Consider the following 24,298-nt stretch of genomic DNA (forward strand, 5'->3'; position numbering starts at 1 on the left):
ACGTCCGACAACAACTCCCATCACATCGAATTTGTAACGATGTGTAATTGGAGAGTTGCAACTCCAGTGGTTAATCCACCCGCCACTGCGCAAGCGGAAGCTCGTTTACTAATAGGCAGGCCATTGATGCATCAGATTGCAGCAGGATTTAACGGCAGCCGGCATTAACGGGTAATACCGGCTCCAGGCGCCCTATTTAAGCTTTGGCGGAAGGCAGCGCTTCTGCTGGCAAGATTTGCGCCACGGGCAAAATTTCCCCGCGCAATGCCTCGTTCTCGCGCGTACGCATGCGCATGGTATGGCGAATGAGCACGAAGACCATGCCGATCAGCACGCCGATCGCCAGCCCCATGGCAATGACCAGCGACTTCTTGGGGAACACCGCGCGAAGCGGTTCAACCGCAGCTCTGTCGACGACCACCAGGCGCAGATCACTCATGTCAGTGTCGATGCTCAGCAAGCGGGCACGCTCCGCGCGCAAGCCCTCGATATTCTTGAGGAACAGTTCGTCGTTCTTGCGCTGTTCAAGGGCTTGAATCTTCCGGTTCTGCTCCAGCATCAGCAGCTCCTTGCGGATTTCCGAAACGCGCGGAGAAACGAAGTCATCAGACGAACGATTGCGCAGCGCCTGCTTTTCCGCCTCAAGCGCATCGGTACCCATGAAGTAGAGGGGGATCTGCTGGTTGTTGATTTCGGTACGAATCACGTTCGCACCACTGTCAGCCTCGCTCATTCCCATGGAGGATGGCGTGCTCGGCTTTTTCAGACCCAGCGTGCGGGCAATCGATATCGCTTCGTTCAACAACGCAATCCGATCATCACGACGCTGCTTCAGCTGAACCCTGAGGGCGCGCAGCTCATCATTGAGCTGGGCACGCTTGAGCACATCGTCTTCGCGCAGCACGGCAATTCGGCTCTGTTTGTTGGCTTCATAATCGACCCGAACAACGGCCAACTGACCATCCAGTTCCTTGACCCGGTTGTCGATAATGACCTTGAGATCCTGGGAGATCTGCTCGCGCTCCCGCTGTACCGCATACTGAACCAAGCCGTTGAGTACAGCCTTGCCGTCGACACCGGCAGGATAGCGCATGTCCACACCGATGAACTTCGCCAGCAAATTGGTCTTCTTCGGGTCAGGCTGTACGACTTTCAGCGCATTGCGGTTGAAATCCTCAAATGCCTGTTCCTGGGTCCGACCTGATTCGAGGTAGGCTGCCTGCAGCTCCTCGTTGGTGCGGAAGTACCCCAGCCGCGTATCGTAGCTGTCGAGCGAAGCTCCCAGCCGGTTGAGCGCTTGCTCCGGCGGCAGCTTGTAGATCTTGGTGCGGTTCAACGCATCCAGATCATTGATGGCGGCTGTGCGCAACAGCGTGCTGACTTCATATTCTGGCGTGACGAGGAATGCGTAAGCCGCAGCCACCAACCCCGAAGCCACGGCAACGGTGGCGATCTGGGCCTTTTTACGCCAGATCACCTGCAAGAGTGCAAGAAGGTCAACTTCGTCACGAACTGAAACGGAGGGAATCGAAGAAATGCTAGTCACGCTTAAGCCTGCCAGTGAGTGAGTCTCCCCACGGGATAAGGCAAGACAACGCCGGCAATAGACAGGCGGAACCCTCCTTGGCCCGAATGGATGGAAGCCGGCATTATGCCATTTCTAGCATTTACTGACCATCGAAACGTGACAGTCAGGTGTCAGTCACGTCGCCATGACACGCCCCCGTCGCCACCGACCTGCTCGAATGTCACGCATGACGGCAACAATCCCGCCCAGCACGACACCCAACAACACAGACATGGTGACTACCAGAACCCTGTTGGGACGCACGGGCCGGTCAGGAGACTCGATCGCCCCATCCTGGCGATATACAGCGATGACTGCAGGGTCGACACGCAACGAGCGATAGAAACTGATGGACTCCTGGCGCTGACGCAAATCGTTGATGAACGGGTCATCCGACTGACGTGCGCGCAGGTTTTCAATTTCTGCCTCCAGCGCCTTGGCACCACGCATATAGACCAATGATCCGTCCATACCAGCGGATACTTCACTGGAGAGGCTATTGGAAATGATCGGCGGCTTCTCAAGCCCCACTGACTCGGCGACTTTCAATGCCTCGTTGAGCTGAACCAGTTCATCCTCACGCTGCTTGCGTGCGCTCTCTCGGGCGGCAGTGATCTGCTGCTCCAGATTATCCGCCCTGACAAGGGCATCGGCCCGAGCATCCTTGATCACTTCACGCTTTGCCCGTTCACCTGCCATTTCCAGATAACGGACGACCCATTGCGCAGCGCTTTGGGAGTCGGGGTTATTGGCTATCACCACAAAGCGATCGGGCGCTTGCTTGCTGGCCGGCCCGACCGTCAGTGTTTCCTTGAACTTGTTGTACAGCGCATCCTGCGAGTCATGACGTTTCTTTTCGGACAGGCTCGGCAGGTAATACGTGCGAAAAAACTCTCGACGCAAGGACTCTGACTGCAGATGGCGAAGATAGACACCGTAGACATCCTTGACCGAGAACGAACTCAAACCACTCCCCCCTCCCCGGCCATACTTCAGCTGAGCAATATCGTTCTGCGAAGGTGGTTGCACGAATACCTTGGCCTCATAGACCGGAGTTGCCAGCAGAACGTAGGCACAGGCCCCTGCCGTTACCAACGCTGCAATGAGGAAGACCAACAGCTTTTGCCGCCAAATACCTTCCACCAGCTCGAACAGATCGATTTCATCACTCTCGACCAGGCGTGCTTGATCACTCTGCATGTGTTCCGATTTTCCTTACTCTGGACGCTTTACCGCGCAGCAACATCGGGGGAACCGAGCGCCGCCTGCAAGCCCTGGCAACCCACAGGCCGCGTACGGGCATAGGTTGCGCCAGGTGGGTAGTAGAGGAGATCAGTGCAGAGAAGTTCCCCGTCAATTGGCGACGGGGCGTTCAAGCGCCCCATATACGGGGCCACGGCAACTTCGAGGACCACGCTTGTTAGCAGGGGTATCCGCCTTGCGTGCCCACGCCCGAGATCACGGGTCAAGGCGCCGTTGCTGATAGATCCAGTCGACGATCTCACCATCTGGTGAATACCCGCTAACTGTCTCACGCAAAATCTGACGCACCCGGGCGAAGTCTTCGCCAGCCACAGCTGCCAGCAATTCAGCCAAACGCTCCTTGAGCACATCCCAGGGCAGGAAATCCTCACTGGCACTCATGATCATCGGGTGCCGCGTGGCCAGGACATTGTCGCCAATGAGCAACTCCTCATACAGCTTTTCGCCAGGCCGCAACCCGGTGAACTCGATGGCGATATCGCCCGACGGGTTACGCTCGGATCGAATACTAAAACCGGAAAGGTGAATCATCTTTTCCGCCAGCTCGACGATCCTGACCGGCCCTCCCATATCCAGCACGAACACGTCGCCGCCCTGCCCCATGGAGCCCGCCTGGATGACCAACTGAGCCGCTTCGGGAATCGTCATGAAATATCGCGTGATCTTCGGATGGGTAACAGTGAGGGGCCCGCCCGCCTTGATCTGCTTGTGGAACAGCGGGATTACCGAACCGGATGAACCCAGCACATTACCGAAGCGCACCATGGTGAAGCGTGTCTTGTTCACCTGCGAAACATTGCCCCCATCACCGAACAGCACAGGTGCAACTTCACGGCTGAGCGCCTGCAAGGTCATTTCCGCCAGCCGCTTGGTACTCCCCATCACGTTTGTCGGGCGTACGGCCTTGTCGGTGGAGATCAACACGAAGTTCGAGACCCCTGCCTGCACTGCCGCCTGGGCAGTGTGCAGTGTGCCAATGACATTGTTCAGTACGCCTTCGGCGATGTTGTGCTCAACCATCGGCACATGCTTGTAAGCCGCTGCGTGATACACGGTATCGACGTGCCAGGCCTTCATGATGTCGAGCAACTGCCGTTGATTGCGCACCGATCCCAATATTGGAATGAGCTGCGTCGCCAGCGACTCCCGGGCAATACGCTGCTCAAGCTCGGAAAGTATGCTGTATAGATTGAACTCGCTGTGCTCGAACAGCAGCAGCGTGCGAGGTGCCTGCCCAAGAATCTGCCGGCACAATTCCGAGCCGATCGACCCACCCGCCCCCGTCACCAAGACCGTCTGCTCGACGATGCAATGCTCCAGCAGATCATGCTGTGCCGGCACGGCATCGCGACCCAGCAGATCGGCAATATCGACCTCCTGAATATCATCGACCTTTACCCTGCCGCTCGCCAGGTCCATGAAGCCGGGGATACTGCGCACATGCAGCGGAAAACCTTCGAGAAAATTGAGGATTTCACGACGCCGAGTGCGACTGGCCGAGGGAATGGCCAAGAGAATCTCCTCAGCCCCGGTAGCGTCGATCATCTGCTGCAACCGTTCCGGCTGATAGACCTGCAGGCCGGAAATCACCCGATCACTGATGCTATGGTCATCGTCAATGAATGCCACCGGGCGCATCGCCCTGTCCATCCGCAGGGCCGTGGCCAGCTGATTGCCCGCAGCACCCGCACCATAGATGGCCACCTTGGGTAGGCCGTTGTCGCGACTTGCGAAAGGCACATGCTTGGCAGCAGCGGCGAACCAGTCACCCAGAAAGTATTGACGCATGGCCAGGCGCAGGCCACCGATCATGATGAGGCTGAGCCACCAGTAGTTGAACGTGATCGAGCGCGGCACCACGTTCTGATGATTGCTGGCCCAATAGATGACGAAACCAAGGATCAGCGCCGACAAAGTGACGGCCTTGATGATGGCAATCAATGCATCGTTGCCGAAATAGCGCATCACCGCCCGATACAAGCCGAATCGAATGAATAGCGGAATAGCCACCACAGGCGCGCAGATGAATAACCACGTGTGATCGATAATCGGATTGGCCAGATCATCGATGCCGAGCCGTACGACAAATGCCAACCACAAGGCCGCCCAGATCAATACGGTATCGGCCACCACCTGCAGCAAACGCTTGTGCCGACGAGGTAGCCCCAGTAATTTTGCGCGCACCTTCCATCCTCCCTCGGAACCCGTTCCTGAATGCTCTGAATCACACGACCCTTGTCACTTTAGTGCGATTTTCCACTTACCACTGCAGCACATCACCTCCTCTCATTGATGAGAGAAAGCGCAAAAGCTAATAGATCTCATTAACGTCAACCTTTTATTGTTCGGGTGTGTACAGGCGATAACAATGGGCGTAGCTGGACAATTACCTGTTACCGTTGGATTTTTCTACAGGTATCGATGCTGAGCGAACAATCAATAAGCCCCAGCGGGCCACTATAAAGGCAGAAAGGCCGAAGCACTTCAAGCCACAACGTCAGTACAGGCAAAAAAACGGAGACGCCTCCGGCCTAATGATGACTCATAGCCATCACCCTCAATCGATCGTGGACACGATCAGCAAAACCAAACAGAATCCGCCAATTCAATCAGGTAGCAACAAGCGTCATGTCGATAGGGAAAGTGAACAACGCGCTGTCATCACCTGTGGCTGCGAGCATCGCTGCAGTATTCGGACGTTTCCTGTTACTAGGTTCAGGCGCCCTGACAGGCATCATCATTCCGATGACCATGCCGCAGACGTCAGTCGGCCTGTTCTTCCTCGCTCAATCCATCATCGCCGCCCTTGCCACGCTAGGCCAACTCGGTTTGAGCATCACCGCGCCTGCCTGCATTTCCATTGCTCAGGGCCAACGTGACAGCGGCAAGGTCAAGCAGGTCATACGGCGCACCCTGCTCATTGCCCTGGTGTCCACAGTCACTCTAGCTATCGGCTTCAACGTCTTCATGCGTGTGCTCTCACGCTATGAGGGCGCCGAATTGCTGCAGTTGCTGCAGCACTTGGCGCCTCTGGTATCGATCAGCATGCTGCTCGCTGCCATGACCACGATCCTTTCGGAACAGCACCGCGCCCTTGGGCATTTTGTCCAGGCCAGCTTCCTGATCACCGGCGCAAGCCTCGCCAGCGCGGCAACTGTCATCCTTGCCTGGCGCGGCGAATTTCATCTCGATCTGGACATTCTCCTGCTTGCGGGGCTCGCCGGCGCTGGCTGCACCACTTTGCTGGGCGCCTACAGCCTGAGGCGCTGGTACCGCGCACAGTCTGGCAACAGCCCCATCACGCCAACCAGCTACCGCACGCTCCTGCACGATACACGTCCCAACGTCACCACCACCGTGGTGCTCTTTGTCATGTCACAAGCGGACTTGTGGATCATCGCATGGTTTGGAGACACCGCAGGCCTGGCCATATATGGCTTGGCATCGCGCCTGGCGGCACTCGTGCTCATACCACTGGCGGTGATCAATACCGTGGTGGCGCCATCGATCGGAAGAATCTGGGTTCGCGGCAAGAAACGCTACCTGCAACGAGTCCTGGGGGTTGGCGCCGGGGCAGCAACGATCCTTGGCCTCGCCGGGTATCTCTTGTTCATGGTCAGCGGCAAGTTTGTGCTATCGCATGTGTGGTCCAGCGAGTATGCCCAGGCCTACTACATATTCGCCATACTCGGGGTATCGCAACTCACACAGACGTATGCAGGCACTGCGGGGTTCGTACTGATGATGCTGCAGAAGCAGCACGTCGCCATGCGAATTTCGGTTGTGAGTGGAATCTGCATGATAGCCGCTGGCCTGGTGGCGATGTGGCTGTATGGAATCATCGGTTTGGCCGTGGTATACAGCCTCGGTGGCGCATGCCAGTCAGTGGCGCAAATTCGTTGCGTCAAGCGGATATTCAATTTGAGCACTACCGCGGATTACATCTCTCTGCGCCGGTTCGTGCGCTTCTATTACCGTAAAAAGGTCTCTCATGGACGTTAGCAGCAGCGCAAAGCCCAAGGTTTCGATCATTATCCCTACCTACAATACCGGGCGTTATGTGCTTGATGCTATCGACAGTGTCCTGCAGCAGACCTATGACGATATCGAACTGATCGTCGTCGACGACGGCTCTACCGATGAAACACCGCAACTGCTTGCACAGCATACGGGCCACTTCACACGCTATCGCCAGACCAACGCGGGCCAGAGCGCGGCGATGAACTTCGGATGGCAACAGAGCAGCGGGCAGTTGCTGGGTTATCTGAGTGCCGACGATCGGCTTCACCCTGAGGCCGTCGAAACCATTGTCGCGGCGATGCAGCAGCACCCCGAAGCCGTACTGGCCTATCCAGATTTCTGTGTGATCGATGAACATTCGACGCTGGTCCGCACCGTTCAGGCGCCCGACTATGAAGAGCGCCTGCTGATAGCCAATTTTCAATGTCTGCCAGGGCCTGGCGCGCTGTTTCGTCGAAAAGTTTGGGAGCAGGTGGGCGGCTGGAACACAACATTGCGCAATATCCCGGACATGGAATTTTTTCTGCGACTTTGCCAGCACGGGCCATTCATACGCGTCGCCAGCGCGCTCGCAGATTTTCGCATCCACTCCGGTTCGACCACTTATAACCCGTGCAGCGCCGAGCGCTCTGATGAACCGGTACGTGTGATAAGTAGCTTTTACGAGGCTCACAACCTCTCGCCCTCCATCCTTGCCTGGAAGCGCAAGGCTGTAGCCAACGCACTGATGTTATCCGGCTTCATGCACGGCTTCTCGGGGCGCTACTCGCTGTTTTGGGCACGCATGGGGAAAGCCGCACTGCTTCATCCGTCGTCACTGCTGTCACGCAAAATGGTCAGCTATGTGTTGGCCATTGTCCGGCCCAAATCCAAGGCTTGAAACAGCAGTATTCAGCTACCTCGAACACGCGAACGCACCCTTTAGGTTCATGCGGTATCCGGAGCACTTCCATGAATCAACACATGCACTCGCACCTGCTAGGCAGCCGCCCCGTGCAGTTCATTGCAATTGTCGTGGTCGTGGTGGCAACGCTTGCCGCTGCAGTCAATTACCCTGGCGCGCTCGGCCCGCTGCTTCTCAACGGCGTACTGACCACACTGCTTGTGCGAACCGTACTGACCAATCGCAGCAGCTTTTTTTCCTTTTTCCTACTGGCGTTCTTGATACTGGGTTGCTGGGCCAAACTGGTCCTGCACTTTATTCTCGGCACCCAATTCATTGAACCGATTGGCGCCTTTGACGACTCGCCGAGTGCCTGGGACACCTGCCTGGCCGCATTGAACATAGCCTTCGCCACGCTCCTGACCTGCCAGTACATCGCGTCCCGAACGTTGCCTGGGGCGAACCATGAGCGCGCTATCAATATAGACTCACCGCTGCTGCGCCCGGCCATGTGGCTCTGCATTGTGGTTACCTGCGCGGCCCTTGCCTTCAATTTCAAATACGCCATTTTGAAGGTGGGCACCGAACCCGGTCTGAGACTGAACAGCTATCTCTATGTGCTGGCGTCATTCATGATTGCCTGGGGCAACCTGATCCTCCTTGCGTCGGTTGGCTACTGGATGGTCAGGGCGCGCAAGCTTGGCTTGGAAAGCCTTTTCTACATCCTCATCCTGGAAGGCGCGGTCACGGCCGTGTCCATGGGCAGCCGGGCACAGATGATCCTCCACGTGGCCGCTCCATTTGTGGTCTACCTTACCCATGGCCGCGAACTGGTGAGTACCCTGCGCCCTCTTCAGTGGCTGCGCATACTGCTGGTGACGGCACTGCTGTTCGTCGCATCCATACTGCTGGTGTCCGCCGATCGCCTTCATTCGTTTGCCCAGGCACGGCCGGTCAACAGTGCAAGCATCGCCCAGAATGTATTGCTTGCCCCTCCTTTGAACCAAGCGGCGCATCTTGACCTATGGGTGGCCGCTACGAGAGACGTAAATCTCGCAACCACAGCCTGGCTCGCGCCGGGCCTTCCCGTGCTGCGCATGGCTACGGTAACAGCACAGGAGCAGCAAAGCGCCGCACCGCAGGCGGCAGAGGTGACGACAGCACGCTGGAAGGCCATGCTCATGGAGCTGAGCAAGCTGATAGTAGACAGATGGGTAGGTGTCGAGGGCGTGATGGCGGTAACCAGCCATGAACATACTGGGTGGCCGTTATTTGTCAGTAGCCTGGGTGAACGGCCGGAGAGCGGTACTCAAGCAATCTACCAGCGGATGTCCGATGCTCAGTATGCTACCTACGAAAACTTTACGTTCATGACCATTCCCGGCCCCATTGCAATCTTGTTATACAGCGCAAACTACACCGTGCTGATAGCAGGCCTTGCATTGCTGTTCCTGGCAGGAATGCTGGCAGAATGCCTGACCAAGAAACTGGTAGGCAATATCTTTACACAGGCGGCCGTTGGCGTGGCCCTCGCCTACCTCGTGGTGCAGATGAACTTCCCGCGGGTTCAGTTCTTCTTCCTGTTGGAGTTGCTCGGTTTCATCGCAGGGCTTTACCTTGCACGCCTTACCCTCAACATACGGGCCCCAAGTGTGGCAATAGCGGGAAAAGCCTGTAACCCATAGGGGTGATAGCAGTTCCACTTGTGTTACTTGCATCACGTATTAGCGATCAGGTCAAAATAATAGTGCACGTTAGCATCAGCCGGCTGTCATAGACGAATTACTCAATTTTCCAAGCCAGCCGCACGTATCGCTATCTGGCAAAACGTGCCCGGCGTGATCAGGCAGATCCACACACAATGAAAATCGCTCTCAGCCATCATCGTTTAAGCGCTCCGCTCGATACGGCCCTCTCGCCGCTGTTCGCATTGTGTGCCTGGATAACGCTAAACCCCTATTTTCTCTGGCACTCATTGCGCCATATGGTAGTTGCCGGCGTACTATCAGGCTGCCTGGCAATCCTTGCCCTGATGCAGGGTGATCGCCCACGCCGAAGCGAGCTGCCCGGTTTCATCTTGATCTGCCTGTTCGTGCTGTACATCAGCATGCTACCCAAAGTCGATGGAAGTACCACACGGTGGTATTTCGTCATGCCAACGATTCTGGCCCTTTCAGTCTTCTCGGACGAGCGTCGAGCCAAGGTTCTGCAGTGGTTTGGATGGATATTCGCGGCCAGCCTGGTGCCCGGCATCCTTGTTTCCATAGCGGCCATCCTTGGCGTTGCACCGCACATGGAACCGATGCCACTGCTCAACCCGGAAATGGCTGCACAAGGCGGGGCGTACCTACATGCGCCCGGAGCTCTGCTGCTCTCGGGCAATAACCTCTCGATGCCTTGGGGGGGTGAGCTATATCGGCTCTGCGCTGTGTATGACGAGCCTGGCATGGTTGGCACGATCGCGGCCTTTCTCCTGGCGGGCAATCGGTTTCGCCTCAAACCTCTGCCATGCCTGGTGATATTCCTCGGGGGCCTGCTCTCCTGCTCCCTGGCGTTCATCATCATGGCATTCATCGGCTTTGCGTTTCGCTTGCTGTATTCCAGGTCGCTCCTGACGTTACTACCGCTGGCACTGCTGGGCCTGTTCGGGCTTCTGATTCTAGGCATCATCAAACCCAGCGCTGCGCCACCTATCAGCGAGGTGCATGTCGAGGTACCCGCGAAGCAGAAACAGGAATCTCCTGCGATTGCAGATGAGCGCACGGTCAGCAGCGCCCCTGTCACTTCCCCCGAACTTGCCTCTGCGCGCAAAGATGAGCAGCACCTGCGCCAGGTTCAGTACATCAATAACCGCTCCCTGCCGGAAATGGACAAGCTGCTCGAACGCTATCGCAACGCAGACATCAAAGGCCTGCTTTTTGGTTTGGGTGCCGACTCCAGCGTTGTCTATGGTGGCGTGTCTCAAGTTGTCACGCGCTTGTTGACCGACTACGGCCTGATCGGCACGTTCTTGTTCGCCGTGAGCATGATCAGCCTGACCTTCGCCATCATCCGCAACGCCAAGCGCAAGTTATGGGTTCTGCTCTTCTTCGCGTTGTTTGCCCTGAGCATCTATCAACGGCCTGTCGTCTGGATGCCCTATGCACTGACGATGTTCATTTGCAGTGCCACCTTGGCGGGAAGGCGCAGGTCCGAACCTGCTGCGGTACATGTAGCAAGCTGACGCAGGTAACGTGTATCGGCCCGAGCAGCGGGCCGATACCAACCTTACACTTCACTTCATCATCGAGCCTGTGCGCAGCAAGCGGGCGAATTGCTGCAGCATCATTTGTACCGTGGCAGTCCAGGTGTAGTTGTGCAGTACATACGCTTTGAGACGTTCACCACGCCGGGGCAGTTCATCAGGCTGAGCCAGCATGCTCTGCAAGCCTGAAGCGATACCTTCGGCACTGGCCGGTACGACCATGCCACCCTGTACCGCTGCGACCTGGTCGAACCCGCACGTATCGGTGAGCAGTACGGGCAACCCAACTACACCGGCCTCAAGTGCCACCAACGACATCGCCTCAGACCGGGACGGAATGACCAGCATCATCGCCTTTCGGTAAGCAGCCGTCCTCTGCGCCTCATCAAGAAAACCGATGAAGAAAATCTGACGCTCTAGCCCAGCCGCGTCGACCAGAGCCTTGAGCTCCTGCTGCATGCCAAAGTCCGGCCCAGCCATGACCAGCGGGTAACGGTGGGCTGCTGGTGTATCGATATATGCCTGAATCAGTAGATCAGGCCCTTTGACGGGTGCCAGCCTGCCCATGAACAGAATGAACGGCTCATCCGGAACTGGGATGCTCACCACCGATGACTGTTCAGGCTCCACGACTGCATTGCACACAACGGGAATGTCGGCTTCATCAACACTTGCCACCTTGGCGATCAACTCACGCTCCAAGGCAGTGATGGCGATGAAACCTGAGGCGGCCTTTATCAGCCACCGCCCCAGGCAAAAATGGAAAGCCTTCTTGATCCGCTGCGGCGAACCGATCGAACTGAACTCACCAGCCGGACACAGGATGAAAGGCCGTCTGCAAGCCAGCGCCATGAACCCCATGGCGACGCTCAGCAGGTTCCAATAGCCCATGATGTGTATCACGTCAGCCTTACGTATCGAACGCCAAGCTCGCACGGGGTTCAACAACGGCAGCGGAAACCTACGGCCGATGCAACCTGTGATGTAACACATCACGCCTTGCGCCTGGAACTCTTGCTGCCACGAGTTGCCAGACATGGCCCAAACTTCGCAGGCGCTCCCCGCTTTTGCCATGTGCACTGCCAGATGTCGCGTGCGCTCGGCAGTACCGCCACCCAACTTTGCGTCAAGCGAGATATTGACCAGCAAGACTCTCATGCAGATGCCCTCAGCACGGCCACATAACGCTGTATCTGCAGGTTGAAATCTGCTGCCTCAGGCTGGCCCCATTCGGCCAGCCGAGTTTCACGAAAGCGACGCATGGGGTTGGCATTGCTGATCTTGCGCATACGTAGCAGCACCGCCAGCGCTGCGGGCGGCAAATGCGGCAAGCGGCCTAGCGATGGCCGAGCAAACGCCTGCAGCAATGCATCCTGTAAAAAACCGAAGTTGTTGTCAGTGCACGCATCATCGGTAACCAACACCACTTCGCCCTGACGAATAAGGGGAACCTGCGATACGAACAGCAAGGTTTGCACCACCCGCTCGACACTGACCAGGTGCATCCTTCTTTGCCCGTAAAGCAACCTGCGCAACGCAAGCTTCCAGAGCGGTGCGCGAGCAACCTCATCGACGAACGACGTGATGTTCAGCCCCCCAACTCCAAAAACCGCGCCTAACCGCAACACCAGCGCCTCAAAGCATTGCGCCGGTACATTGCGAACCCGTGCTTCAGCGGCTGCGTGTTCCCGTTCATAGGGCGTGCGCGGATCAATAGGCGTAGAAGCATCAACGACTGCATCCGGTGCCGAGCCGAATACATCAATGCTCGAGACGTGCACGTAACGCTTGATCCTTGCGCCCTTGCAGGCGTCGAGAATATTGGCAATCGCCCCCTCGAACCAGCCACTGCCATCGGGCCTGAGTAAATTGATGACGGTACAACCCGGGGACAAAATCGATTCCAAGGAGTGGGTTTCATTGACGTCGAAACGCTCCACCTGGACCGAAGATGCAATCAGCCAGTCCGGCTCACTGCGGTGAACTGCGTAAATCATCTCAACGCCCGCAAGGCTGCCTTTACAGGCAAGCAAGTGGCGCCCGACAAATCCGCTTCCTCCAATTACCACCAGCTTTTTCATGTGTCGTGAGTTCTCCATTCCGGTGGCCTGGGCAAAACCGCGAACATGGCAACCCTGCGCAGTTCAACGTCACCACGTGGGTTATCGACAGGTAATGGCACAGACAGATCGGCATGCGCAAGCAAGCTGCCTGCGCAATTCACCCGCACGTACTTCAACCCAGGCCGCCGCCGTAAACCCTGCGGGCAGCCTTGGCTTGGAGACGCTACTTGGACCAGACAGTCCGGTTGATGTAGTCGGTGTAGCTGTAAACGATACGCACCACTTGCTTGGAAACCGGGCCGCCCAAGTAATCGTCGACTACCGGGATCACGCGTCGATTGCGATCATGCTGGCTGACCACCACGCGCACAGCATCCAGCACACGCTGAGGGGTCAGGCCGCACATGATCAACGTGCCTTCATCCATGCCCTCTGGACGCTCATGGGCGTTGCGGATAGTGACCGCAGGGAGGTTCAGCAGTGATGCCTCCTCGGTGATGGTACCGCTGTCGGAGAGCACGCAACGTGCGCCCATCTGCAGCTTGATGTAATCGAGCAAGCCGAATGGCTTGACGAAGCGGATCAGCGGATGATCAATCGATTCACCCAGGTCCTCGAGACGCTTGCGCGTACGCGGGTGAGTGGACACCACGATCGGGTGGCCATAGGCGTCTGCCAAGGCACGCAACGACGCCAGCAGATCTCGTAGATTTTGTGGTGTATCGACGTTTTCTTCACGGTGCGTGCTGACGACGAAGTACTGTCCTTCAACAAGACCTTCCCGCTCCAGTACCGTCGACGCATCGATACGCGGACGATAGTAGTTGAGCACTTCGTCCATATGCGAGCCGGTCTTGATGATGGTCTCAGGGCGGATCCCCTCGGCCAACAAGTAACGCCGTGCATGTTCCGTGAGCACCATGTTTATATCGCTAAGATGATCAAGCACCTTGCGATTGAGCTCCTCGGGTACACGCTGATCAAAACAGCGATTACCGGCCTCCATGTGGAATACCGGTATCTTGCGACGCTTGGCTGCAATCACTGCCAAGCACGTGTTGGTGTCGCCGTAAAGCAGCAAAGCATCTGGTTTTTCCAGCTCGAAAATCTCATCGGACTTGGCGATCACTTCGGCAATCGTGCCCGCAGCAGTTGCACCGACCGCCCCCAGGAAGTGGTCAGGTTTGCGAATGCCCAGGTCGTCGAAGAAAACCTGATTGAGTTCGAAGTCGTAGTTTTGACCAGAGTGCACCAGTACGTGATGAGTCTGCTCATCCAGCTCGGCGATGACACGGCTCATCTTGATCAGTTCGGGACGAGTACCGACCAGCGTCATGACCTTAAGCATTGAGTTCTTCCTGAATGTAGTCGAGTTTCAGCAGCAGCGCCTTGATGCCATCGATATCGAGGCGCTCGGTATTGTGGGAGGTATAGTCATCCAGATCGGAAATATGTTGCTCGCCCTCAACGAAATACTTCTTGTAGTTAAGGTCACGATTGTCTGCTGGAATCCTGTAGTAACGGCCCATGTCGTCAGCCTTGGCCATCTCCTCGCGGGAGATCAGCGACTCGTATAGCTTTTCACCATGGCGAGTACCGATAACCTTGACCGTGTTGTCACGCCCGAACAGCTGCTTCAGCGCTTCGGCAAGCGCTTCAACAGTGGACGCTGGAGCCTTCTGTACAAAGATATCGCCCTGTTCGGCATGCTCGAAGGCATGCAGAACCAGATCCACGGAATCTTCCAGAGACATGAGGAAACGCGTCATGTTCGGATCGGTAACGGTCAACTCACTACCCGACTTCAACTGCTCCACGAACAACGGAATCACCGAGCCGCGCGAGGCCATCACGTTGCCGTAGCGGGTAGCGCAGATGACCGGACCGCGGGCGGGGATCATGCGCGACTTTGCAACCATCAGCTTTTCAGCCATGGCCTTGGAAATACCCATGGCATTGATCGGGTAGACGGCCTTGTCGGTACTCAACACCACAACCCGTTGCACGCCGCTGGCAATCGCTGCGTTGAGCACATTTTCGGTACCGATGACGTTGGTCTTGACAGCTTCCATCGGGTAGAACTCGCAGGACGGTACCTGCTTCAGTGCAGCCGCATGAAAAATGTAGTCGACGCCAATCATCGCCTCGGCCACGCTTTGGTAATCACGCACATCACCGATGTAAAACTTGACCTTGTCGTTGGACAAGGCAATGCGCATGTCTTCCTGTTTCTTCTCGTCGCGGCTGAAAACGCGAATTTCTTTCACGTTCGTGTTGAGGAAACGTTTGAGCACGGTATTACCGAATGAGCCAGTGCCACCGGTAATCATCAGAATCTTGTTGTCGAACACGGGTCCTCTCCTTGAAATGATTTATTGACGCTGTGCGTGCATGAACTCAATGAGTGCACGCCAGGAGGGCGGCGCGTAACCTGTAGCCGCTCGGAACCGCGAGGAATCGAGCGAACGGTCGATCACCAGTCTGTCATCGGGCACGATCTCGATGGCCTTCCCATAGACGTCTGCGACCGTTTTGAGCAGTTCATATTTGTTGATCGGCTCGGCAGACACATGGTAAAGCCCTTTCAATGAAACATCAGGGATAACATGCTCCAGAATCACTCTGGCCAGTTCGGCAGTGGGCAGCCCCGAGAAAATAGCCTTGTTGAACCCCTTGACGCTGCCTTGCTGAGCAAGGAACCAGTCGATCAGCGACGCACTGCTCTGCAATTCATGGCCGATGATGGAGGTTCGCAGGGTCACCGCGTTATCACAGTCATGCAACTCGCCGATGTACTTCGACTTACCGTACAGGTCAGTGCAGTCTGACTCATCCTCCTCCCGATACATGCCTTTATCCCCAGCAAACACGCAATCGGTGCTGACATGAATCAGGCGGGCACCGGAGACCCGGCACAAAGTTGCCAGGCGATGCGGGAGCATGGCATTCAAGGGCAATGCTGTCAGAGGGTCTTTGGCATCGGCAAGCTGCTTGATCAAGCCTACGCAGTTGATCACAACATCCGGTCGAACCTTGACGAATGCGGCCATCAGAGCATCGCAATCAAGAACATCCACTCCTGGCAGCAGAAAGTCGGCCTGCTGCCGGGGAAAGAACTTGCGTCCGGAATCTGAGCGCAAGGTGCCATAAACCTGATGGGTGGAGTTGGCTGAGATATACCGGATTACGGCATTGCCCAGCATGCCCGTTGCGCCCAATACCAATATCTTCATTACTGTGCTTTGTCCTGTTGAATCCGTTGTTCGAACTTCTGTACCAGCGCCTCGCATTGGGCGCGCAGTTCAAAATGTTTCAAAAAGTAGCTTCTTCCGTGGTCACCCATCTGCTCACGCTGGGCGGCAGGCAGGCCTTGAATTGACTCTATGCATGCGGCCAGCCCAGCGCCGTCTTCAGCTGCACAGGTCACGCCAGCGCCTGAATCGTTGATCACCCGAGCACCCTCCCCATCCAGCGAACCGATAATCGGCCGTCCAGCAGCCAGGTATGCCTGTACCTTGCTGGGGATCGTACAACCAAAAATCTCGTCTCGCTTCAGTGTCACCAGCAACGCGGCACTGCGATCGAATAGTTCGGCCATTGCAGAGCGAGGAAAAGCACCTGTGATCACCAGGTTATCCAGGCCCAACCTGTGTTTTTCCTCCGACAACCATTGCGCTCTGCTGCCCGTGCCGACCATTACAATCCTCACAGGCGAACTTGCCGCTTTCAGCAACCGTGCCGCTTCGACGACGGTACCTAAACCCTGGGCATTCCCCAAGTTACCGGCAAACACCACACAAAAATGATCCTGCAACAGGCTCGTGAGCGTACCAGGCAATGCCCCCACCTCCGGGACATCATCCTGGAGATAGGAGTTGGGGTAGTAGCTGATCTTGTCAGCACGCGCATAACGACTGACAGGTTCGATAAAGGCCCGAGATTGCACGAGAATAGCATCGACAGCCCAGTAGAGGCCACGAACAAGCACACCAACGAGGCGCAGTAGCAGCTTGTTGCGAATGAAACCGGTCGCCTCGAGGCTCTCCGGCCACAGATCCTGCACCCACAGGAAAACCGGCGCACGGTACAGCCGTTTCATGGCCAACGCTGGAATCACGGAAAGGATCGGTGAAGGTGCAAAGACGAAATAGATATCAAATTTGCCACGCCTGGCCTGTTTGCTGAAGTAGCGGGTACCGTTGAAAACAAACGACCAGTAATTGAGAATGAGATTCTTTGCACCTCCCTGCTTACGTGGACGAAGCGGCGCGCGATGAACAGTGACATTGTCACCAAAGCGTTCCTCAACACACCCCTCTGCCTGATAGCCTGAAAAAATCTCGCCACTTGGGTAGTTGGGCTTGCCGGTGAACACCTCAACGTGATGGCCTAACGCCGCCAACTCCTTAACTATATCGTTAATAATGAAGTTTTCTGGAAAGAAATACTGGCTCACAACAGCAACTTTCAAGGAGGTTCGCGTCACGCGGGCATTTCCTTCTGGCTTGGCGTCATCTGCCAGAGTAGGGACACAACCCTCCCTTCAATGGCAGAGGCTCGCCCGGATGCATAGCTCGGCGCACAATGAAAAGCAACATGCCAACCAGAGAGTAAAACAAATATCCGCCAAATCAATAACTTGTAGACAGAAAAGACTAGCTGCATTTGCATCCGGATCCTGCCCCTAACTTGTCGCATACTTTTATAGTTATCCAAAAATCGCCATCCTTTGGCTTCCCCCCAATGCCGGATCGACCTGATTCAGGTCGCCCCCCCTGACTTTGCCCAGCTCATATGACAGTGACCTGTGCACAGACCTTGCTAGGCTGCGCTGAAAACAGCCCCGATTGCTCATTCACTACCCGTAAACTCCGCTTCCTCGGCTGCTTTCGCGTTGCCCGACCTTCGCCTCAAGACGTTTCAAACAGACCCCGAAGGCCTGTTTTAAGTCCCCGGCCGCCATAGGTAGTTCCTTTGTGGCGCGCAAAAAACACGACCACTTATCGGTTTAGCGAAAAACACAGCTGCTTGGCGCCCAGCATATCCATGATTGTGCATCGCAGCCAGATGCCCAAATTAAATTATGCGTGGTCGCTGTACCAAGTACGCAGAACGAGGGCGAACGTATCAAACTTACCCAGTCGATTGACACCAGCGCCTAGCCTGAAGCCCGGGATGAGGATGGCTAATCAGCTTGTCCGCGATCAATTGTTGAGTAGCGCAGGATTGCGTCACTCCCGCCCCGGATCGGCGCCGATACCTAACGTGGAGACATTTTCCAGCACCAACGGAAACAGCCTTCTGAAGGCTCGCTACACAGAAGTGGCCCACGATAACCAGGAGCCAGCAACATTGGAGTTGGGCCGACGTGATCAAGATGAACGTGAGTGACGACCAGCGCCTGGATAGCGGAGACCTGCGCGAACTTCGAACCCGGCTATTCAGGCTGCGGTCGATCGGCAGACGGGTGGCTGGGTGGAAATGAAGCTGATGGCACGAACCTCTTACTTCTCGAGTGCCACCATGATGGGAAAGGGCGGGAATCTCCATACTGCTGCGCGCTCGCCAAAGCCGGAAATGAAGTATCTATTACTCCATTTCGATGGGCGCACGCATAGGTGAGACATTCCTACAAAGACGTAGGAATTTTCATCGGCTGCCGCTCAATGCCGCCTGACGTGCAGATGCGCGAATCTTGCGCTTACTACGCTGCACGCCGTAAGCCCCCAACAGCGGCCCTACCGCCAACCCTACAATCAAGGCAGCGAGCACAGGCACGGCCACGGGCAACGCCGGTGCCGACCAGCCGAACAGCACCAGCGACACTGCCTGCTGGTTCTCCAGCACGAAGAACAGCACCACAGCCGCCAACAGCAGCACGAACAACGCCGCCAGGGCGCGCTTGAGGTTACGCATCAGACTGCTCCTTCATGGCTCAGAGGTGTTCGTGTTCTTCTTCATTGACCCGGTCGCGCAGCTCTTTGCCCGGCTTGAAATGTGGCACGAACTTGCCTTCGAGCTCGACCGACTGACCAGTCTTGGGGTTGCGCCCCACGCGCGGCGCGCGATAGTGCAAGGAAAAGCTGCCAAAACCACGGATCTCGATACGATCGCCAGTGGCCAGGCATTGCGACATCTGTTCAAGCATGGTCTTGATGGCCAGCTCCACGTCCTTGGACGAGAGCAGCCCTTGATGGGTGACAATACGTTCGATCAGCTCCGACTTCGTCATATTTTTCCCTTCGTTATCAAGCAGCTAGATCATTGCTTAATCAGTTTGTAGCACGCTCGGAGGGTTTTGAACAGGGTGGATCTTGACTTAATAAAAAAATTCAAGAACGCCACCCGAAGAAATAACAGCGGGACCACAGACGGCAAGCCAGCTCCCGCCAGGAGCGGCGCAGGAGCAAGAGAAAATCGGGCATAAAAAAAGGGTGGCCCGAAGGCCACCCTTTTTTACCGATCAAACAGAACTCAGTTCTGCTTGGCCATTGCTTCGCGCAGCAGCGCAGCCATGGTGGTGTCGGCAGCCGCTTCCGGAGCGTTTTTCAGGCTCTGGATGGCTTCACGCTCTTCAGCGTCGTCTTTCGACTTGATCGACAGGCTGATGACGCGCGATTTGCGGTCAACGCTGATGATCTTGGCTTCGATCTCTTCGCCTTCCTTCAGGACGTTACGCGCGTCTTCAACGCGATCACGGCTGATTTCGGAAGCTTTCAGAGTGGCTTCGATGTCGTCGGCCAGGGTGACGATGGCGCCCTTGGCGTCAACTTCTTTCACGATGCCCTTGACGATAGCGCCCTTGTCGTTGACAGCAACGAAGTTGGAGAACGGATCGTCTTCCAGCTGCTTGATGCCCAGGGAGATGCGCTCGCGCTCTGGGTCAACCGACAGGATGACGGTTTCCAGCTCGTCGCCCTTCTTGAAGCGACGCACGGCTTCTTCGCCGGTTTCGTTCCAGGAGATGTCGGACAGGTGAACCAGGCCGTCGATGCCGCCGTCCAGGCCGATGAAGATACCGAAGTCGGTGATCGACTTGATGGTACCGGTGATCTTGTCACCCTTGTTGAACTGGCCGGAGAAGTCTTCCCATGGGTTGGACTTGCACTGCTTGATGCCCAGGGAGATACGACGACGCTCTTCGTCGATGTCCAGAACCATGACTTCCACTTCGTCGCCAACCTGAACGACTTTCGACGGGTGGATGTTCTTGTTGGTCCAGTCCATTTCGGAAACGTGTACCAGACCTTCAACGCCTTCTTCCAGCTCAGCGAAGCAGCCGTAGTCGGTCAGGTTGGTAACGCGAGCCTGTACGCGAGTACCTTCTGGGTAACGCGAAGTGATAGCTACCCACGGATCTTCGCCCATCTGCTTCAGACCCAGGGAAACGCGGTTGCGCTCACGGTCGAACTTCAGAACGCGAACGTCGACTTCGTCACCAACGTTGACGATTTCCGACGGGTGCTTGATGCGCTTCCAGGCCATGTCGGTGATGTGCAGCAGGCCGTCGATGCCGCCCAGGTCCACGAAGGCGCCGTAGTCGGTGAGGTTCTTGACGATACCTTTGACCTGTTGGCCTTCCTGCAGGGTTTCCAGCAGGGCTTCGCGCTCGGCGCTGTTCTCGGCTTCCAGCACGCTGCGACGGGAAACGACAACGTTGTTGCGCTTCTGGTCCAGCTTGATGACCTTGAACTCCAGCTCTTTGCCTTCCAGGTGGGTGGTGTCGCGCACAGGGCGGACATCAACCAGGGAGCCCGGCAGGAACGCACGGATGCCGTTAACGTCGACAGTGAAGCCGCCCTTAACCTTACCGTTGATAACGCCCTTGACCACTTCTTCGGCGGCGAAAGCTGCTTCCAGAACAATCCAGCACTCGGCGCGCTTGGCTTTTTCACGGGACAGTTTGGTTTCGCCAAAGCCGTCTTCGACCGCGTCCAGCGCAACGTGAACTTCGTCACCGACCTTGATGGTCAGCTCGCCAGCTTCGTTGTAGAACTGCTCGAGCGGGATGACGCCCTCGGACTTCAGGCCAGCGTGTACGGTAACCCAGTCGCCGTCGATGTCGACAACGATACCGGAGATGATCGCGCCCGGCTGAAGATTGAGGGTTTTCAGGCTTTCTTCAAAGAGTTCTGCAAAGCTTTCGCTCATTTTAATTCCTGTAGATTCGGGCGAAACAGACGCCCATAGCCACATTCCAGACAATGTGGGTTTCGTTAAGTAAAGGAAAGCTGGCAGGACGATGACTGGTGCCCCTGCCGGCTCTCCTGGCGATCAGATCAAGTCGCGCTGGGCGAGCTCGCTTCTGATACGTTGCAACACCTGCTCGATGGACAACTCGGTTGAGTCCAGCTGAATGGCATCGGCCGCTGGCTTGAGCGGGGCCACTGCACGCTGGGTGTCACGCTCATCGCGCGCACGAATCTCATCTAGCAGACTCGACAGACTAACATCTTCACCCTTGCCCTTCAACTGCAGGTAGCGGCGGCGGGCACGCTCCTCGGCGCTGGCGGTCAGGAAAACCTTCAACGGCGCGTCCGGGAACACCACGGTGCCCATGTCGCGGCCATCGGCGATCAGCCCTGGCGCTTCGCGGAAGGCGCGCTGGCGCTGCAGTAGCGCCTCGCGCACCGCCGGCAAAGAGGCGACCATCGATGCGCCGGCACCGACGGTCTCGGTGCGGATGACGTTGCTGACATCCTCGCCTTCGAGAATGATCTGCTGCAGCTTACCCGGCTCGGCGGCGATGAACTGCACATCCAGATGGGCGGCCAAGGCCTTGAGCAGCTCTTCGTTGGTCAGGTCGACACCATGGTTGGTGGCGTTGAACGCGAGCAGGCGATAGAGCGCGCCGGAGTCCAGCAGCCTCCAGCCCAGCTCGCGGGCCAGCAGGCCTGCGACCGTGCCTTTGCCCGAGCCGCTTGGGCCGTCGATGGTAATGACCGGTGCTTGCGAATTCACGACTTGCCCTCTTCGGCGACGCGGATGCCGACTTCGGCGCACAGCTTGAGGAAGTTCGGGAACGAGGTGGCGACGTTGGCGCAATCGTGGATGCGGATCGGCGCATTGGCACGCAGCGAAGCGACGCTGAAGGCCATGGCGATACGGTGGTCACCGTGGCCATGCACTTCGCCGCCGCCCATCGGGCCGCCATCGATGATGATGCCGTCCGGGGTCGGCTCACACTTCACGCCCAGGGTAATCAGGCCGTCGGCCATGACCTGGATGCGGTCGGATTCCTTGACCCGCAGCTCTTCGGCGCCACGCAGCACGGTACGCCCTTCGGCGCAGGCCGCGGCCACGAACAGCACCGGGAACTCGTCGATGGCCAGCGGCACCAGCTCTTCAGGAATGTCGATGCCCTTGAGCTTGGCGCCGCGCACGCGCAGGTCTGCCACCGGCTCGCCACCCACTTCACGCTGGTTCTCCAGGGTGATGTCGCCGCCCATCAGGCGCAGGATGTCGATCACGCCGGTACGGGTCGGGTTGATGCCGACGTGCTCGAGCACCAGCTCGGAGCCTTCGGCGATCGAGGCCGCCACCAGGAAGAAGGCTGCGGAAGAGATGTCTGCCGGCACTTCGATGCGGGTCGCGGTGAGCTTGCCACCGGACTCCAGCGAAGCGACCGGGCCATCGGTTTGCACCGAGTAGCCAAAGCCACGCAGCATGCGCTCGGTGTGGTCACGGGTCGGCGCAGGTTCGGTGACGGTGGTCTTGCCTTCGGCGTACAGGCCGGCCAGCAGCAGGCAGGATTTGACCTGGGCACTGGCCATCGGCAGCGTGTAGGTCAATGCCTTGAGCTTGTGGCCACCGCGAATGGTCAGCGGCGGGCGGCCCTCGGGGCCGGTCTCGACCACCGCGCCCATTTCGCGCAGCGGGTTGGCCACGCGGTTCATCGGGCGCTTGGACAGCGACGCGTCGCCGGTCATGGTCACGTCGAACGACTGCCCGGCCAGCAGGCCCGAGAGCAGGCGCATCGAGGTACCGGAGTTGCCCACGTAGATCGGCCCGGGTGGCGGCTTGAGGCCGTGCAGGCCAACGCCATGGATGGTCACGCGGCCATGGTTCGGGCCTTCGATGACCACTCCCATGTCACGGAACGCCTGCAGGGTCGCCAGGGCGTCCTCACCCTCGAGGAAGCCTTCGACTTCGGTCGTGCCTTCGGCCAGCGAGCCGAGCATGATCGAACGGTGGGAAATCGACTTGTCGCCCGGTACGCGGATTCGCCCCGACAGGCGGCCACCCGGTTGGGCCAGGAAAATCAGATCGTTGGCGTTCATAGCGTCCACATAGGCCCGGCGGGCCAGGATTTTACTGAAATGCTCGCGGGCAACCCGTGCGCGGGTGAATACACCCAGCAGCTGGTGCCCGTCCCCAGCATCGACCGCGTCGCGCAAGGCGTCGAGGTCGCTGCGAAATGTGTCCAAGGTGCGCAGCACCGCCTCGCGATTGGCGAGGAAGATGTCGTGCCACATGGTCGGATCGCTACCGGCGATTCTCGTGAAATCGCGGAAACCACCCGCAGCGTACCGGAAGATCTCGAGGTTTTCATTGCGCTTGGCCAGCGAATCGACCAGGCCGAAGGCCAGCAGGTGCGGCAAGTGGCTGGTCGCGGCCAGCACCTCGTCGTGGCGCTCCACCGGCATGTGCTCGACATCGGCGCCCAGCGCGCGCCACAGGCGATCGACCAGGGCCAGGGCGGCCGGGTCGGTTTCGGCCAGCGGCGTGAGAATGACTTTGTGACGACGGAACAGGGTAGCGTTGGAGGCTTCCACCCCGCTCTGCTCGGAACCGGCGATCGGGTGGCCGGGCACGAAGCGTGGCAGGCTCTGGCCGAACACTTCGCGGGCGGCGCGCACCACGTTGCCCTTGGCACTGCCGACGTCGGTGATCACGGCATTGCCAAGCTCGAGCCGAGCCAGGCGGGCCAGGAGCTTTTCCATGGCCAGGATCGGCACCGCCAACTGGATGACATCGGCGCCGACACAGGCACTGGCGAGGTCTTCCTCGCAGCGATCGACCACGCCCAGGGCCACGGCCTGCTTGCGCGAGGCGGCATCCAGGTCGACACCGACCACTTCGCGGCACAGGCCGCTTTCACGCAGCCCCTTGGCGAAGGAGCCGCCGATCAGGCCAAGGCCGACCACGACCAGGCGATTGATGAGCGGTGCGGGTTTGGTTGTTACTGCATTTACCACGAGTGCGAACCCTGTTCAGAAATCAGGACAGTCTGTGTGGCCACTAGGGCTGCGTCGCAG

18 protein-coding genes and 1 pseudogene are annotated in these 24,298 nt (G+C 57.6%); 4 read left to right on the plus strand and 15 right to left on the minus strand.

Features of this window, described 5'->3' with window-relative positions; all coding sequences use genetic code 11:
- Positions 1 to 196: 196 nt before the first annotated feature.
- The 3 genes from L6D75_RS15945 to L6D75_RS15955 all read right to left on the minus strand — a co-directional run bounded on the left by L6D75_RS15945 (position 197) and on the right by L6D75_RS15955 (position 5,014).
- On the minus strand, positions 197 to 1,546 hold the full coding sequence (locus L6D75_RS15945) for a Wzz/FepE/Etk N-terminal domain-containing protein (protein WP_176514186.1): 1,350 nt from the start codon (positions 1,544 to 1,546) through the stop codon (positions 197 to 199).
- A 156-nt stretch (positions 1,547 to 1,702) separates the two neighbouring features.
- Positions 1,703 to 2,767, minus strand: a complete 1,065-nt coding sequence (locus tag L6D75_RS15950) for an LPS O-antigen chain length determinant protein WzzB (RefSeq protein WP_176514188.1) — start codon at positions 2,765 to 2,767, stop codon at positions 1,703 to 1,705.
- 258 nt (positions 2,768 to 3,025) lie between these two features.
- Complete coding sequence (locus L6D75_RS15955) at positions 3,026 to 5,014, minus strand: polysaccharide biosynthesis protein (protein ID WP_176514190.1); 1,989 nt, start codon at positions 5,012 to 5,014, stop codon at positions 3,026 to 3,028.
- 459 nt (positions 5,015 to 5,473) lie between these two features.
- Here L6D75_RS15955 and L6D75_RS15960 point away from each other — a divergent pair, with 459 nt between their 5' ends.
- The 4 genes from L6D75_RS15960 (at position 5,474) to L6D75_RS15975 (ending at position 10,956) form a co-directional block, all read left to right on the plus strand.
- Positions 5,474 to 6,832, plus strand: a complete 1,359-nt coding sequence (locus L6D75_RS15960) for a lipopolysaccharide biosynthesis protein (RefSeq protein WP_176514193.1) — start codon at positions 5,474 to 5,476, stop codon at positions 6,830 to 6,832.
- Positions 6,822 to 7,730, plus strand: coding sequence for a glycosyltransferase (locus L6D75_RS15965; RefSeq protein WP_176514195.1), 909 nt, complete (start codon positions 6,822 to 6,824; stop codon positions 7,728 to 7,730). The genes L6D75_RS15960 and L6D75_RS15965 overlap by 11 nt, the downstream gene beginning before the upstream one ends.
- Before the next feature lie 71 nt (positions 7,731 to 7,801).
- A complete protein-coding gene (locus L6D75_RS15970) occupies positions 7,802 to 9,418 on the plus strand; it encodes a hypothetical protein (protein WP_176514197.1) in 1,617 nt (538 codons plus the stop codon).
- Between the two features lie 176 nt (positions 9,419 to 9,594).
- Positions 9,595 to 10,956, plus strand: coding sequence for a hypothetical protein (locus L6D75_RS15975; RefSeq protein ID WP_176514199.1), 1,362 nt, complete (start codon positions 9,595 to 9,597; stop codon positions 10,954 to 10,956).
- 51 nt (positions 10,957 to 11,007) lie between these two features.
- On the opposite strand, the gene L6D75_RS15980 is transcribed toward L6D75_RS15975, so the two are convergent.
- The 12 genes and pseudogenes from L6D75_RS15980 to L6D75_RS16035 all read right to left on the minus strand — a co-directional run bounded on the left by L6D75_RS15980 (position 11,008) and on the right by L6D75_RS16035 (position 24,238).
- Entirely contained in the window at positions 11,008 to 12,135 is a 1,128-nt protein-coding gene (locus L6D75_RS15980) for a glycosyltransferase (RefSeq protein WP_176514201.1), read from the minus strand.
- Entirely contained in the window at positions 12,132 to 13,058 is a 927-nt protein-coding gene (locus L6D75_RS15985) for an NAD-dependent epimerase/dehydratase family protein (protein ID WP_176514203.1), read from the minus strand. Before L6D75_RS15985 ends, L6D75_RS15980 begins: the two co-directional genes overlap by 4 nt.
- A gap of 205 nt (positions 13,059 to 13,263) precedes the next feature.
- Positions 13,264 to 14,388, minus strand: a complete 1,125-nt coding sequence (gene wecB, locus L6D75_RS15990; RefSeq protein WP_176514205.1) for a non-hydrolyzing UDP-N-acetylglucosamine 2-epimerase — start codon at positions 14,386 to 14,388, stop codon at positions 13,264 to 13,266.
- Positions 14,381 to 15,391: a polysaccharide biosynthesis protein gene (locus L6D75_RS15995; RefSeq protein ID WP_176514207.1), complete on the minus strand. Its 1,011-nt coding sequence runs from the start codon at positions 15,389 to 15,391 to the stop codon at positions 14,381 to 14,383. The genes wecB and L6D75_RS15995 overlap by 8 nt, the downstream gene beginning before the upstream one ends.
- A 21-nt stretch (positions 15,392 to 15,412) precedes the next feature.
- Positions 15,413 to 16,273, minus strand: coding sequence for a dTDP-4-dehydrorhamnose reductase family protein (locus L6D75_RS16000; RefSeq protein ID WP_176514209.1), 861 nt, complete (start codon positions 16,271 to 16,273; stop codon positions 15,413 to 15,415).
- Positions 16,273 to 17,526: a glycosyltransferase family 4 protein gene (locus L6D75_RS16005; RefSeq protein ID WP_236193680.1), complete on the minus strand. Its 1,254-nt coding sequence runs from the start codon at positions 17,524 to 17,526 to the stop codon at positions 16,273 to 16,275. Before L6D75_RS16005 ends, L6D75_RS16000 begins: the two co-directional genes overlap by 1 nt.
- A 751-nt stretch (positions 17,527 to 18,277) precedes the next feature.
- Positions 18,278 to 18,590: pseudogene (locus tag L6D75_RS16010) on the minus strand (MBL fold metallo-hydrolase); the annotation flags it as partial.
- Positions 18,591 to 18,689: 99 nt separating this feature from the next.
- Positions 18,690 to 18,956, minus strand: coding sequence for a LapA family protein (locus tag L6D75_RS16015; RefSeq protein WP_176514211.1), 267 nt, complete (start codon positions 18,954 to 18,956; stop codon positions 18,690 to 18,692).
- A 19-nt stretch (positions 18,957 to 18,975) separates the two neighbouring features.
- Positions 18,976 to 19,272: an integration host factor subunit beta gene (gene ihfB, locus L6D75_RS16020; protein ID WP_167058638.1), complete on the minus strand. Its 297-nt coding sequence runs from the start codon at positions 19,270 to 19,272 to the stop codon at positions 18,976 to 18,978.
- Between the two features lie 242 nt (positions 19,273 to 19,514).
- On the minus strand, positions 19,515 to 21,191 hold the full coding sequence (gene rpsA, locus L6D75_RS16025) for a 30S ribosomal protein S1 (RefSeq protein WP_008095150.1): 1,677 nt from the start codon (positions 21,189 to 21,191) through the stop codon (positions 19,515 to 19,517).
- Positions 21,192 to 21,314: 123 nt separating this feature from the next.
- Positions 21,315 to 22,001, minus strand: coding sequence for a (d)CMP kinase (cmk, locus tag L6D75_RS16030; protein ID WP_176514213.1), 687 nt, complete (start codon positions 21,999 to 22,001; stop codon positions 21,315 to 21,317).
- The gene (locus tag L6D75_RS16035; RefSeq protein ID WP_176514216.1) at positions 21,998 to 24,238 is read right to left on the minus strand and encodes a bifunctional prephenate dehydrogenase/3-phosphoshikimate 1-carboxyvinyltransferase; all 2,241 of its coding nucleotides are present in this window, start codon (positions 24,236 to 24,238) and stop codon (positions 21,998 to 22,000) included. The genes cmk and L6D75_RS16035 overlap by 4 nt, the downstream gene beginning before the upstream one ends.
- Positions 24,239 to 24,298: the final 60 nt, after the last annotated feature.

The sequence above is a fragment of the Pseudomonas faucium genome, assembly GCF_021602585.1.
GTDB classification, from domain to species: Bacteria; Pseudomonadota; Gammaproteobacteria; order Pseudomonadales; family Pseudomonadaceae; genus Aquipseudomonas; species Aquipseudomonas faucium.